This window comes from Allocatelliglobosispora scoriae (assembly GCF_014204945.1).
Taxonomy (GTDB): Bacteria; Actinomycetota; Actinomycetes; order Mycobacteriales; family Micromonosporaceae; genus Allocatelliglobosispora; species Allocatelliglobosispora scoriae.
In genome coordinates, this window is sequence record NZ_JACHMN010000003.1 from 671,124 (window position 1) to 683,637 (window position 12,514).

Here is a 12,514-nt window from a genome sequence, read left to right on the forward strand (position 1 = left end):
GCATCTAGATCTCCAGTTACAGTGAAACGCAGTGTAGGACTACGCGCTCGGCGATGGCGAGTCCTCAAATCACCGCTAGCCGATTGAGAAATGCGCAGGTATGGTGCCCGGAGTCGCCGCTCGTGACGGGCAGGTCGACAACGGGGAGCATCGCATCGACCTTTACCTATAGAGGTGACTTCGCGTGACTGACCCCAACACGTCGGTGCGCAACTACGCACGCCGGGCACTCGACCTCTTCGCCTCCTACGGCGACGAGGAGGCACTGGTCGCCCCGGACGGCCGCCGGTTCACATACGCCGAGGTGCGCGCCGGTGTCGTCACGATGGCGTCGGCCCTGTGGGCCAACGGTGTGCGCCCCGGCACCGCGATCGGCGTGCTCGCGCGCAACCCCCCGGAATCCCTCTTCCTGCAGCTCGCCGCACACCTGATGGGGTGCCGGACCGCGTGGATCGCCAACAACGCGCCGCCGAGGTTCCGGGCCGGATTCCTGGCTCTGTCCCAGGTCGACGTCTTCGTCTACGACACGCAGACCGTGCCCGCGATGGGTGAGGGGCTCGCGGCGACCGCTCCCGGCGTACCGGTGCTGTGCTTCGGACCCGACGGGCTCGGTCCCGATCTCGCCGCCTTCCCGCGCGCCGACGAGCTGCCGTTCGACCCCGCCGAGGTCACGTTCGAGCCGTCGTCGCTCTTCCAGACCGGCGGCACCACCGGCAGCCCCAAACTCGTGCACCACCACCAGAAGTTCTTCTTCGCGCTGCAGGATCTCGCCGCCGCCTACATCGCCTCCGGCGAGCCGAGGCTGCGGCACCTGCTCATCGCGGGCACCTGGCACGTCAGCGCGCAGACCGCGGCCTTCATGACGCTCTTCGCCGGCGGCACGCTCTTCCTCCACGACGGGCTGGAGTACGAGCCCTTCCTGCGGACGATCGAGGGCGAGCGGATCAACAGCACGCTGCTCTCGCCGGGCTTCTTCTACGAACTGCTCGACCACCCGCTCCTCGCGCAGACCGACACCAGCAGCCTGCGTACCTTCTCGGTCGCGGGCAGCGCGGCGGCACCGGCCCGCCTGTCCCAGGCGATCGATAAGCTGGGCCCGGTGCTGCGGGTGGTCTACGGCATGAGCGAGTCGCCCTTCATCGCCGCCCTGCCCGATCTCAACGTGGACCCCGCGCACCCGGAGCGCCTCGCCTCCTGCGGCGTTCCCTACGGCGACATCCGCGTCGAGATCCGCGACGCCGACGGCAAGGTCGTCGAACCGGGCCAGGTCGGCGAGATCTGGATCGCCGGTTCGCTGCTGATGGCGGGCTACTGGGGCATGCCCGAGCTGACCGCCGAGACGATCGTCGACGGCTGGCTGCGGACCGGTGACGCGGGCAAGGTCGACGAGTACGGCTACCTCTACGTCGTCGACCGCTACAAGGACATGATCGTCACAGGGCTCAGCAGCACCAACGTCTTCTGCCGTCCGGTGGAGGACGTGATGGCCGCGCACCCCGAGGTCCGGGCCGCGGCCGTCATCGGTGTGCCGCACCCCGACATGGGCGAATCCATCTACGCGTACGTGGTGACCACACCGGGCGCCACCGTCACCGGTGCCGAGCTGCGGGCCATGGTCGCAGCGGAGTTCAACGACGTCTGGGCTCCCCGCGAGGTGGAGTTCATCGACGAGTTCCCGTACACAGACTCCGGCAAGGTCGACAAGCGCGCCCTGCGGGACCGTTACCTGGCGAGGGTCCGATGAGCACGATCGAGCTGACCGACGAGCAGCACCAGCCCCGGGGCCACCTCGCCGCCGAGGCGTTGGGCAGCCTCGCCACCCGCGCCTCGTTCCTGGTGGTGGCGTGGCTGCTGCTCACCGGCGACGCCACCGCCGTCGAGGTGGCGATCGTCGTCGCCGCGCAGGTGCTCGCCTACATCGTGGGCTCGGCCTTCGGCGTCTGGGTGGTCGGGCGGATCAACCCGGTCGCCGTCGCGGTCATCACCGACCTGCTCAGCGCCGCCGCGATGGCCGCCGCGGCCTTCGTCTACACCGATCTGCGCCTGCTCGGTGCGGCCGCAGCCGGTGTCGCCGTCCTGCGCGCGTTCAGCGACCGGGCCAAGAACGCCTACCGGGCCGGGCCCGCGCCGGTCTACGACGAGCACGCGGCACCGCCGCGCGTCTGGCTGAACCGGGTCTTCCTGCTCATCGTCGGCGCGGCGACGGGTGCCGGTGCCGCATGGCTGGGCCCATCCGGTGCCCTGTGGGCCACGTCGATGGCCTTCGCGGGCTCCGCTGCCGTGATGGTGTGGGCGACGACGGAACGCGCCTCGACGACCGTTGAGGGCGAGGCGACGACGCCGCAGCTGTGGCGCGACGGGCTGCTGCGCCGCCTCGCCGTCGTGCTCCTCATCAGCAACCTGCTCGCCCAGGGCCGCAGCCGTCGTGCTGCTCGTCGTCTGGATCCGGGAGCCGCTGCCGACCGAGGCGATCGGATACGCCGCCGGAGCCTTCATCCTCGGCTCGCTCTGCGGCGGGCTGGTGCTCAACTCCCTGGTCCGCCACCCCTCCGGCATCCTCGCCCTCATCGTCGGCTACCTCGTCGGCGGTGCGGTCGTCGCCGTGCGCGCCGGGATCCCGCCCACGCTGCTGCTGCTCATCGGTGTCGCGCTCCTCGCCGGGATCGCCTTCGCCTCGGTCACCCCGGCGATGGGGACGATGCTGTCGCAGCTCGTGCCGCCCGGCCTGCGGGCCCGGGTCGGCGCGGTCGGCGCCACCGTCGCCTACATCGGCATCCCGGTCGGCACCCTCGGTGCGGCGATCTTCCTGGAGCGCTACTCCAGCCTGCTGCTCGGCATCGGGGTCGGCGGCGGCCTGCTGGTGCTCGCGATGCTGGTGCCGATCTTCGCCTACCGCTCGTGGGGGCTGCTCAACGCCGAGGTGCCGTCGCCGGTCACCCTGCTCGGTGCGGCGAAGCTGCCCGCGCGCCTCACCGTCACGCTCGCCTACGCCAACGGCGAATGGCTCATCGAGGTACGCAAGGGCCGGGCCCTGCTCGGCAAGCGCCACCTGGTGAAGTCCGCCGAGGCGCTGAGCATGCTCTCCATGCTGGACGTGCCGGGTGTGCACGCCCGGGTCGAACAGGCCCTCACCGTCGACCAGAACGAGGCGACCCGTCAGGTCGAGCGGATGCGCAACGAGCTCGCCGACATGGAGGCGAAGCTCGCCGGGCTCAACGAGATGGTGGAGCTGACCGACTCCCGCAGCACTGCACCGCAGGTCGAGGAGCCCGCCCCCGAGGACTCCACCGGCCTGGCGACGAAGTCCGCCGCGTAAGCGGCTGGTTGAAAAGCCGCAACTCTTCAAGAGTTGTTGTTAAGGCCTGGCGGCCTGAAGCAACAACTCTTGAAGAGTTGCAGCTTTTTGGTGGGTCAGGCGGACCAGGACGGATCGCGGCCGAGGAAGCCCATCAAGCGCTGGTAGGGCGGTGCGTCCGCGGCGACCGCGACCCGCTCGCGGAACGGGCCCTTCGGTCCCCAGATCGCCGGCACGTCCGGCCACTTCGAACCCAGCTCCAGCGCGTGCAGGCACAGGTCGTCGTCGAGCCGGTCGTCGACCCCGATCGAGCGGGCCACATCCCAGCCGTGGCCGAGGAAGTCGACCGCGTGCATCCGCAGCGCGTCACCGGCGCTGAACATGCCGAAGCCGAAGACCTCCATCCGGCGCGACAGCAGCTCCGGTGTGTCGAGCGCGGTCCGCAAACCCTGTGCCGCCTCCCGATAGGTCCCGGCGGGGGAGTCGCCGAGCGTCGCGCCGTCCCAGACCTCGGGGTCGGTCGGCTCGCCGAGAGCCGCCGCGGTGAAGCCGCGATGATGGCCCACCATGTGCCGCAGCAGATCGCCGAGCGACCAGTCGGTGCAGGGGCTGGGGAGTGCCAGATGAGCAGGGGTGACAGCCGCCACGATGTGATCGATATTGTCGATCACCCGCCGGTCGAATTCTCGGGGGTCCATTCGACCACTCTAAGTAGTACTCACGTCTCTGTGCGGACGAATCTTGGTTGGATATCGTCGGCCCATCATGGATGACTACTCATCGTCTCGCGAGGCGCGCGACCCGTTCTGCCTACAGGCGGGCGAGGCTGCGGCGCTGCTGGCGGGCCACCCCTGGAAGCGTTTCGTCGTCATCGGCGACAGCGTCGCCTCGGGCATCGGCGACCGGGTCGACGGTTACTCACCGCTGCCCTGGTGCGATCGCATCGCCGCCGAGCTCGCGGCGAACAGCGATGACTTCATCTACCTCAATCTGGGCCGGCGCGAGCTCAAAGCAGCGGAGGTACGCGAACAGCAGCTCGACGACGCACTCCGCTTCGCACCGGACCTGGCGCTGGTGGTCTGCGGCGGCAACGACGCGCTGCCCTCGGCGTACAAGTCGGAGGTCGTCGACGCGGAGATCAGCGCGATGGTGACCGCGCTGCGCGAGGCCGGCGCGGATGTCATCACGATCGGGATGTTCAACGTCGCCTACGCGCCGGTGATCCGCGAGGCGGTCCGGCACCTGGTGAGCGCGCGGATGCTGCGGCTGTCGGACAGCACGGCCCAGCTCGGCGCCCGGCTCGGCACGATCCACGTCAACATGACCGGCCACCCCGCCCAGACCGACCCGGCGATGTACAGCGAGGACGGGCTCCACGGCAACCTGCGCAGCCACGCGATCTGCGCGGCGGAGACGATCAGGGGCCTCGGCGCGCACCTCGGCAACAGCTTCTCGGCCGGCGTTGCGGTCCGGGACCGGCTCGCGATGATGTGGGCGGCCCCCGTCCTGGCGAGCATCGCCGGGCGGATGGACGTGATGAACCTGCTGAGTGGGTGGGCGGCCGCCTGATCGCCCGGCAAATCAGTACTATGCCTGCATGACGCGGATGCTCGTGACCGGCGGGGCCGGCTTTATCGGTGCGAACTTTGTCCACCACACGGTCGAGAACCACCCGGAATATGAGGTCTGCGTCCTTGACGCCCTCACCTACGCCGGTGACCGGAACACGCTCTCCTCGGTCGCGGATCAGGTGGAGTTCGTGCACGGCGACATCTGCGACACCGAGGTGGTCGACCGCCTCGTGGAGCGCGCGGACGTGATCGTGCACTTCGCGGCGGAGTCGCACGTCGACAACTCCCTGCACAACCCCGAGCCGTTCATCCGCAGCAACATCATCGGCACGTTCACGCTGCTGGAGGCGCTGCGCAAGCACGGCGGCCGGTTCCACCACATCTCCACCGACGAGGTCTTCGGCGACCTGCCGCTGCAGGGCACGGAGAAGTTCACCGAAGAGACGCCCTATGACCCGTCGAGTCCCTATTCGGCGTCGAAGGCCGGTTCGGACATGCTCGTCCGGGCCTGGGCGCGGTCGTTCGGGGTGGCGGCGACGATCTCCAACTGCGCCAACAACTACGGCTCCTTCCAGCACGTCGAGAAGTTCATCCCCCGGCAGATCACCAACCTGCTCGGCGACGCGCGGCCCAAGCTCTACGGCGCGGGGGAGAACGTGCGCGAGTGGACCCACGTCGACGACCACAACGCGGCGGTGCACCTCATCCTGTCGCAGGGCAAGCTCGGCGAGACCTACCTGATCGGCTCCGGCGACGAGCGCAGCAACAAGGAGATCATGGAGCTGCTGCTGGGCCTGATGGGCCTGGAGCCCGACGCCTACGACCACGTCTCGGACCGGCCGGGTCACGACCTGCGCTACTCCAACGACTCGACGAAGATCCGCACCGAGCTCGGGTGGCAGCCGATCTACGGCGACCTGCGCGAGGGCCTCGCCGCGACGATCGAGTGGTACCGGGAGAACGGCTGGTGGTGGCAGCCGCAGAAGGCCGCCACCGAGGCCAAGTACCAGGTGCTCGGCCGCTAGGTCGGGGGTTGCCGGCGTCGGGTCGGCGCCGGTCCCCGGGGCGCGCCGGTTCGCGGCTCGCTGCCTTGGTCGCGGCATGTGTGCTGCTCGTGGTTGGAAGAGCTCGACGACGAGGAGCGCCGCCTGCGAGCAGCCCGGGAAGGGCGACCTGAGGCTGGCTGAGCGCTGCCCCGGTGCGTCGGTCCGTGCGGGTTCGTGCGGCTCGACATGGGCTGGTCCTGCTCCGGGCGCGTCGGTGTGCGCGGCCCTTCGACGTGTGACGGCGCGTCGGGGTTGTGCGAGATCGCGCGTGTCGGGTGGAGCTCGCCCCTGGAGATCACGTCATGTTCGGGGAAGCAGACGTGATCATGAACCAAGATCACGTCTGCTTCGGGGAAAGCGACGTAATCACCAGTGCGGGCCGCGACGCCGTCCGTCGAAGGCAGGGTGATCACACCGTTTTCCCTGAAGATGGTGTGATCAAGGCTCATGATCACACCATCTTCAGGGAAAACGGTGTGATCATGGCGAGCCCAGCCGGCGCTCAGCGGGCTGCCTTGACCACCTCTTGGATGGCGTTGATCAGCTGGCCGGACCCGGGCTGCAGCGCCATGTCCAGGTCGCGGGCGAACGGCAGTACCGCCCCGTCGGGCCTGGTCACGCGCTTGGGCGGCGTCGTCAGCCGCATCCCCTCGGCCGCCGTCGCGATCACCTCGGCACCCAGGCCGCAGAAGCGGTTGGAGTCGTCGATCACGACGAGCCGTCCCGTCTTCTCCAGGGACGCCGCGAGCCCGGCCCAGTCGAAGGGGTGCAGCGTACGCGGGTCGAACACCTCGACCGAGATCTGATCGGCGAGCAGCTCCGCCGCGTCCAGCGCGACCTGCACCAGGTGCCCGACCGCCACCACGGTGACGTCGTCGCCGGGGCGGTGCACCCGGCCGACCCCGAGCGGCACCGGCGCCAGCGAGGCGATGTCGACATCCTCGCGCAGGTGGAGCGCCCCGGCCGGTGCGAAGATCACCACCGGGTCGTCGTCGCGGATGGCGGTGACGAACAGACCGTAGGCGTCCGACGGCGTCGCCGGGACCACCGTCTTGACCCCGACGTGGGCGAAGAGGCTGTAGGGGTGGTCGGAGTGCTGCCCGGCCCACCCGGTCTTGGACCCGGAACCCGGCACGAAATAGGTCACCGGAATCCGGGTCTGCCCACCCGTCATCAGCGAGAACTTGTGCGCCTGGTTGGCGATCTGCTCGAAGACGAGGAAGAGCAGCGACGGGATCTGGAACTCGATCACCGGCCGCAGCCCGGCCATCGCCAGGCCGGTGGCGAAGCTGGTGAAGGCCTGCTCCGAGAGGGGCGTGTCGATGACCCGCTCCTCGCCGAACTTCGCCAGCAGCCCGGTCGTGACGTTGTTGACGCCGACCCGGATGTCCTCGCCGAGCACGAGGACCTGATCGTCGAGCCCCATCTCGTCGCGGAGCGCCCGCTGAAGTGCCTTGCCGTAGGAGAGAATCGCCATCAGGCCACCGCCAACCCTGTGCCGTCGCGACCGAGCGGTCCGGTCGCGTAGAGATAATCCATCGCCCGCGCGGGGTCCGGGGAAGCGCTCGATCGAGCGAAGTCCACCGCGTGTTCGAGCAGTTCCTCGATCTCGGCGTCGATCTCCGCGCGGGTGGCCGGGTCGAGCAGGGCGCCCTGGATCTCCATCGGGTCGCGCAGCCGTCCGGTCTCCATCTCCTCGACGGGGCGGTAGCGCACCCGGGCCTTGTGCTCCCAGGTGTGGTGCGCGTCGAAGCGGTAGGTCCGGCACTCCACGAACGACGGGCCGCCGCCGGAGCGCGCCAGCTCGACCGCGGTCCGGGTGGCGTCGAGGACGGCGTGTGCGTCCATGCCGTCCACGGTGATCGCGGGGATGCCGAAGGCGGTGGCCCGCTCGGTGATCGAACCGGCGATCGCGGCCTCGGTGGTGAGCGTGGTGGCGTACCCGTTGTTTTCGCAGATGAACAGCGTCGGGACGCGCCAGAGCGCGGCGAGGTTGAAGGCCTCCAGCAGCACGCCCTGGTTGACCGCGCCGTCGCCGAAGAAGCTCACGGAGACGGTGTCGTGCCCCTGGCGGCGCTTGGCCCAGGCCGCGCCGACGGCGATCGCGCCGCCCGCGCCGACGATGCCGTTGGCGCCGTAGATGCCGAGTCCGAAGTCGGCCGCGTGCATCGAGCCGCCGCGGCCCTGATTGAGACCGGTGACGCGGCCGCAGAGCTCGGCGAGCATCCGGACCGGGTCGGCGCCCTTGGCGAGCACGTGGCCGTGGCCCCGGTGGGTGCTGGTGATGATGTCGGTGTCGCGCAGCGCGGCGCAGACGCCCGCCGCGATCGCCTCCTGCCCGATGTAGGGGTGGATGCCGCCGACGATCTCACCGGTGTTGACCAGCTCGATCGCGCGCTCCTCGAAGCGCCGGATCAGCCGGATCGTCCGGTAGAGCGTTGCATCGATGCTCATGCCGCTCGTGCCTCCAAGACTCCGTCGCGGACCGCGGTGACCTCGAATCCGGCCTTGCCGAGCAGCTCGCCGTATTCGTCGGCCGTCCGGTCCCGGCCCTCCATCGTGACCAGCATCAGCAGGTCCACGAAGCCGGGCGTGAACTCCTCCAGCACGATCAGGCGCGCGCCGGTCGCCATCGCCGCGCGGCAGTTGCGCAGGATCTCGTGGGCGCGCTCGTCGGCCCAGTTGTGCAGCACGCGGGCAAGAACATAGACATCACCCCCGGCCGGTACGCCGTCGAAGAAGCTCCCCGCCACCACCTCGGCACGGTCGGCCACTCCGGCGGCGGTGAACCGCTCCGTGGCGAGCCGGCAGGCGTCGGGCAGCTCGACGAGCGTTCCCCGCAGCCCGGGGTGTTCGGTGAGCAGTGCTTCCAGCAGCACCCCGTTGCCGCCGCCGACGTCGATGACGTGCTCGGCGCCGCTCAGGTCGCACCCGGTCAGCGCCTCGGGCGGCCGCTGGTCGCCCATCGACTCGTTGAAGATCGCCGCGGCGTCGGGGTTGTCGTCGAGGTAGTCGTAGAACGGCTTGCCGAAGACGTGTTCGAAGGAGGGCCGGCCGTTCCGCATCGTGTGCATGATCTCGGCGAAGGCCCGGAACACCTCGTCGCCCTGCATGAGGGCGTTGAGCCGGACCGATCCCGGCACGTCGGCGCGGAGCAGCTCGCTGGTGGCGGTGAGGCCGAAGACACCGGGGGAGGGCTGGGCCACGAGCCCGGTCAGCGCGAGGGCTCGCAGCAGCCGGGTGAGCGCCTGCGGATCGGCGGCGCACTCGTCGGCCAGCTCGGTGGCCGGGCGGGGACCGTCGGCGAGCAGCTCGGGGATGCCGAGGCGGACCAGCGCGTAGATGCCCTGGGCGGTCCAGCTGCCGGCGAGGATGCCGAGGAGTCGCTTGCGGGCGGGGGGCTCGGCCATCGCGGCCCTTCCTGTGCGGGTGCGGCTCGCCGACCCGGTGCCTCTGCGGAGGTGAGGCACGGGTCGGCGAGCCGGGTTCAGGTGCGGTCAGTTGGCCTTGATCGCGTTGTGGATGCCGGTCCAGAGCTTCACCCGGGCGGCGAGCGCGAGGTTGACCGCGTCGGCCGCCTCGTGCCACTTGGCGTCGTCGTCACCGCAGAGGTCGGCGACCATCGCCATCGCCATCGGCGTGTGCTGCTCGCCGTCGACCTCGATGTGGCGGGCCAGGTAGTCGACGAAGGTGTCGAGCTTGCCGCCGTCCTGGTTGACCGTGATGACCTGCTGGAACATGTCCGGGATCAGGTCCTCGCGGCCGAACGCGAACGCGGCGGCCTGGCAGTGCACGGGCATCGTCTGGATGAAGTCGAAGGTGGTCCGCACGAACTCCGCCGAGACCTCGGGTACGCCGGCCTCGTCGAGCGCGTCGCTGACGGACTTGCGGGCGCGGATCAGCTCGATGAAGTTCTTGATGACGCTGTTGTCGGCACCGGCCTCGCCCATGCCGCCGACGTAGAGCTCGAAGTGGCTGATGAAACCGCCGTTGAGCTCGTCGGACTCCTCGACCAGCGTGATGTCGTTGATGAGCCGGCGCGACTCCGTCGAACCGCTCGGCACCCACGGCACCTCGACGCAGGTGAGGCTGCGCTGCAGCGACTTCAGCAGCGACATGAAGTCCCACACCGCGTAGACGTGGTGCTCCATGAAGGTGACGATCGCGGCGTGGTTGTCGAGTGCGGCGTAGAGCGGGTGCGTGATGACTCGCTCGCGCGATTCGCTGACCGCCTCTTCGAGCCGGGTGATGCCGGGGTGGGTCTTGCCCCAGTCATAGCGCGACATTGCGTTCTCCCTGTTTATGTGGTGGTGGATTGAGAGATCACGGCTGGGTGGTGGACCACAGCACGGGGCAGTACTCGGGATCGGCGTAGTCAGGGCGGCCGTCCGGGGTCCGGCGGACCAACTCGTCGTGGTTGTAGCCGACGATGGTGCCGTCGCTCAGGGCGAACGGGCGGTATTCGTTCCCGCCGTCCTGCAGGTGCAGGGAGATCGCCCGTCGGGGGTTGGAGCTGTGGTTGCCCGCGCTGCCGTGGTAGGTGCGGCAGTGGTGGAAGCTCATGTGCCCCTTGGGGATGATCATCGGGATCTTGGTGACCGTGGTGTTGTTGAAGTCCGCGTTGACGCGGAGCTTCTCCTCCAGGTCCTCCTTGTCGCGCTCCGCGAAGTGCCGGACGGTCGTGTCGTCGCTGGCGATCTCCTTCCAGCGGTGGCTCCCGTCGACCATCGTGATCGTGCCCATCTCCTCGCCGCAGTCGTGGAAGGGGATGAACGCGGTGAGCATGCGCTCGGAGGTCGACGACGACCAGTAGTGCCGGTCGAAGTGCCACGGCACGATGTTGGTCGGCTCCTCCGGGCGCGGCGGCTTGAGGATCAGCGTCGACTGGAAGATCCGGATCTCGTCGGCCTGGGCCAGCCGCGCGGCGACCGCGCCGAGCAGCGGCTTGCGCAGCAGGGCGGCGAGACCGTCGTGCTCGTAGTGCACGTAGTCGTTGTGGCGCTGCACGGGACCGTCCGACGGCTGCCAGTAGGCCAGGCGCCGCGGGCGTACCGGCAGGAGGCGGTCCCGCTCGCCGTCGTAATACCGCTCGCTCGCCGCGACCAGCTCATCCACCTCATCGTCGGTGAAGATCTTCTTCGACAGGTACCAGCCGTGTTCCGCGTAGAACTCGACATCCTCGTCGGTCGGCAGAAGATCCTTCTCATCATCGGTGAGCTTGAATGTTGAGGCTATATTTCCGAAGACAGTCACGCTCGTCCCTCCAGCGTTACAGGGGTGGTGGAATTCAGGCGGTGGCGTTGGCGAGTGCGGAGCGGCCCAGCTCGCGTTCCTTGGCTTCGTAGAGGGCCTTGATGTTGCTGGTGCCGAAGGTGAGCGCACCGTGCCGCTCGATCAGCTCGAGGAAGAGCGTCCGGCGGACGTGCATCGACTGGGTGAAGATCTGGTACATCTCGCCCCAGTGGTCGGTGTCCACGAGTACGCCGAGCTTGCGCAGATCGTCGATCGGCAGGTCGATGTCGGTGAGGCGCTGGGCCAGCGCGTCGTAGTAGGCCGGCGGGGTGCTGAGGAAGCCGACGCCCTTCTCGGCGAAGGTCCGCACCGCGGTCACGATGTCGCTGGTCCGGAACGCGATGTGCTGCACACCGGCGCCCGCGTGCCAGTCGAGGAAGTCGTCGATCTGGCCGGGGCGGCGGTTCGTGTCGGGCTCGATGAGGGTGAAGGTCACCTCGGTCGACGGGCTCTGGACCACCTTGGAGTCCATCCCCTGGCCGCCGACCTCGATGTACTCCTCGAAGATCTCGCTGAAGTCGAAGACCTCCTGGTAGTACTTCGACGTGGCGGCGATCTCACCGGCGGGTACGCAGATCGCGGCGTGGTCGATGACCTCCAGCAGTTCGCCCTCGCGCGGTGCGTCCGCGTCGGCGTTCATCAGGATGGCACCGGGGAGGAATTCGGACCGGGGGCCGTGCCGCTCCACCAGGTGGTGGGTGACATCGCCGAAACCGGAGACGGTCGCCATCACGACCCTGGTCTCGCCGTTGTCGAAGACGGCGGGCGGCGCGACGGAGGTGGCGCCCCGTCGCACGACCTCGGTGTAGGTCTCCGCGACGTCGTCCGTCGCGAGCGCGATGATCGCGACGCCGTCCCCGTGGCGTCCGACATAGATGGTCGCGGGGTGGTCGGCCACCAGCCCCGAGGTGAGCACTATCCGGATGTCGCCGTGGCGCAGCAGCAGTGAGCGCTGCCCCGGCAGGCCGGTCTGTGGACCGCCTTGCCCGGTGACGCGAAATCCAAATGCGTTGCACAGGAAGTACGCCGCTTGTCGGGCGTCACCGACGTAGAACTCAAGATGGTCAATCCCGAGAATGTTCATTTCAACCTGCCTCTTGGCGTGCGCGCTGAAGAGTGTGTGGCGCTACGTATTCGTCATGCTTGTTTCGCTATCGGATGTGGGGGCACAACTGATAGCGAGCCATCGACGGTTACGCGAGTCCAGGCGCGTTGATCGACGAATCCCCGTGAGTCCTTGCTGGTGGCGCTCTATATGCCACGGTGAGTGACGTCACCGCAAAAATTTAATTACTATCTATAGCCGATAA

At 68.8% G+C, this 12,514-nt stretch carries 13 protein-coding genes; 4 read left to right on the forward strand and 9 right to left on the reverse strand.

The window, feature by feature from the left end:
- Positions 1–184 precede the first annotated feature (184 nt).
- Positions 185–1,744 (forward strand): AMP-binding protein, encoded by a 1,560-nt coding sequence (locus F4553_RS29590; RefSeq protein WP_312875434.1) that lies wholly within the window; start codon positions 185–187, stop codon positions 1,742–1,744.
- Here the strand turns inward: F4553_RS29590 and F4553_RS29595 are convergent.
- Together F4553_RS29595 and F4553_RS29600 are read right to left on the reverse strand one after the other, a co-directional pair.
- Positions 1,723–2,145, reverse strand: a complete 423-nt coding sequence (locus F4553_RS29595; protein ID WP_184842441.1) for a hypothetical protein — start codon at positions 2,143–2,145, stop codon at positions 1,723–1,725. The genes F4553_RS29590 and F4553_RS29595 overlap by 22 nt on opposite strands.
- Complete coding sequence (locus F4553_RS29600; RefSeq protein WP_184842444.1) at positions 2,133–2,393, reverse strand: hypothetical protein; 261 nt, start codon at positions 2,391–2,393, stop codon at positions 2,133–2,135. Before F4553_RS29600 ends, F4553_RS29595 begins: the two co-directional genes overlap by 13 nt.
- 32 nt (positions 2,394–2,425) lie before the next feature.
- Here F4553_RS29600 and F4553_RS29605 point away from each other — a divergent pair, with 32 nt between their 5' ends.
- Complete coding sequence (locus F4553_RS29605) at positions 2,426–3,316, forward strand: MFS transporter (RefSeq protein WP_184842447.1); 891 nt, start codon at positions 2,426–2,428, stop codon at positions 3,314–3,316.
- Positions 3,317–3,411: 95 nt separating this feature from the next.
- On the opposite strand, the gene F4553_RS29610 is transcribed toward F4553_RS29605, so the two are convergent.
- Positions 3,412–3,993 carry a TIGR03086 family metal-binding protein gene (locus F4553_RS29610; RefSeq protein WP_184842450.1) on the reverse strand — a complete coding sequence of 194 codons (582 nt, stop codon included), beginning with the start codon at positions 3,991–3,993 and terminating at the stop codon, positions 3,412–3,414.
- Between the two features lie 67 nt (positions 3,994–4,060).
- Between F4553_RS29610 and F4553_RS29615 the strand changes: the two genes are divergently transcribed.
- Both F4553_RS29615 and rfbB read left to right on the forward strand, forming a co-directional pair.
- Positions 4,061–4,864, forward strand: coding sequence for an SGNH/GDSL hydrolase family protein (locus tag F4553_RS29615; RefSeq protein ID WP_184842453.1), 804 nt, complete (start codon positions 4,061–4,063; stop codon positions 4,862–4,864).
- 37 nt (positions 4,865–4,901) lie between these two features.
- Positions 4,902–5,891: a dTDP-glucose 4,6-dehydratase gene (rfbB, locus tag F4553_RS29620; RefSeq protein WP_184847081.1), complete on the forward strand. Its 990-nt coding sequence runs from the start codon at positions 4,902–4,904 to the stop codon at positions 5,889–5,891.
- Positions 5,892–6,414: 523 nt separating this feature from the next.
- Here rfbB and F4553_RS29625 read toward each other — a convergent pair.
- From F4553_RS29625 to hppD, 6 genes are all read right to left on the reverse strand, one after another.
- The gene (locus F4553_RS29625) at positions 6,415–7,389 is read right to left on the reverse strand and encodes an alpha-ketoacid dehydrogenase subunit beta (protein WP_184842456.1); all 975 of its coding nucleotides are present in this window, start codon (positions 7,387–7,389) and stop codon (positions 6,415–6,417) included.
- The gene (locus F4553_RS29630; RefSeq protein WP_184842459.1) at positions 7,389–8,366 is read right to left on the reverse strand and encodes a thiamine pyrophosphate-dependent dehydrogenase E1 component subunit alpha; all 978 of its coding nucleotides are present in this window, start codon (positions 8,364–8,366) and stop codon (positions 7,389–7,391) included. The genes F4553_RS29625 and F4553_RS29630 overlap by 1 nt, the downstream gene beginning before the upstream one ends.
- The gene (locus tag F4553_RS29635) at positions 8,363–9,322 is read right to left on the reverse strand and encodes a methyltransferase (protein ID WP_184842462.1); all 960 of its coding nucleotides are present in this window, start codon (positions 9,320–9,322) and stop codon (positions 8,363–8,365) included. Before F4553_RS29635 ends, F4553_RS29630 begins: the two co-directional genes overlap by 4 nt.
- Before the next feature lie 87 nt (positions 9,323–9,409).
- Entirely contained in the window at positions 9,410–10,198 is a 789-nt protein-coding gene (locus F4553_RS29640; RefSeq protein WP_184842465.1) for a DUF3050 domain-containing protein, read from the reverse strand.
- A 37-nt stretch (positions 10,199–10,235) separates the two neighbouring features.
- The gene (locus F4553_RS29645) at positions 10,236–11,165 is read right to left on the reverse strand and encodes a phytanoyl-CoA dioxygenase family protein (protein ID WP_312875435.1); all 930 of its coding nucleotides are present in this window, start codon (positions 11,163–11,165) and stop codon (positions 10,236–10,238) included.
- 34 nt (positions 11,166–11,199) lie between these two features.
- On the reverse strand, positions 11,200–12,288 hold the full coding sequence (gene hppD / locus F4553_RS29650; protein WP_184842468.1) for a 4-hydroxyphenylpyruvate dioxygenase: 1,089 nt from the start codon (positions 12,286–12,288) through the stop codon (positions 11,200–11,202).
- Between the last annotated feature and the right edge of the window lie 226 nt (positions 12,289–12,514).

Excerpts from the sequence above, each read along its gene's own strand:
- rfbB (WP_184847081.1), top strand. The coding sequence starts at position 4,902 with ATGCTCGTGACCGGCGGGGCCGGCTTTATCGGTGCGAACTTTGTCCAC.
- F4553_RS29640 (WP_184842465.1), bottom strand. The coding sequence starts at position 10,198 with ATGTCGCGCTATGACTGGGGCAAGACCCACCCCGGCATCACCCGGCTC.
- F4553_RS29615 (WP_184842453.1), top strand. The coding sequence starts at position 4,061 with ATGGATGACTACTCATCGTCTCGCGAGGCGCGCGACCCGTTCTGCCTA.
- hppD (WP_184842468.1), bottom strand. The coding sequence starts at position 12,288 with ATGAACATTCTCGGGATTGACCATCTTGAGTTCTACGTCGGTGACGCC.
- F4553_RS29600 (WP_184842444.1), bottom strand. The coding sequence starts at position 2,393 with ATGAGGAGCACGACGGCGAGGCGGCGCAGCAGCCCGTCGCGCCACAGC.
- F4553_RS29630 (WP_184842459.1), bottom strand. The coding sequence starts at position 8,366 with ATGAGCATCGATGCAACGCTCTACCGGACGATCCGGCTGATCCGGCGC.
- F4553_RS29625 (WP_184842456.1), bottom strand. The coding sequence starts at position 7,389 with ATGGCGATTCTCTCCTACGGCAAGGCACTTCAGCGGGCGCTCCGCGAC.
- F4553_RS29610 (WP_184842450.1), bottom strand. The coding sequence starts at position 3,993 with ATGGACCCCCGAGAATTCGACCGGCGGGTGATCGACAATATCGATCAC.
- F4553_RS29635 (WP_184842462.1), bottom strand. The coding sequence starts at position 9,322 with ATGGCCGAGCCCCCCGCCCGCAAGCGACTCCTCGGCATCCTCGCCGGC.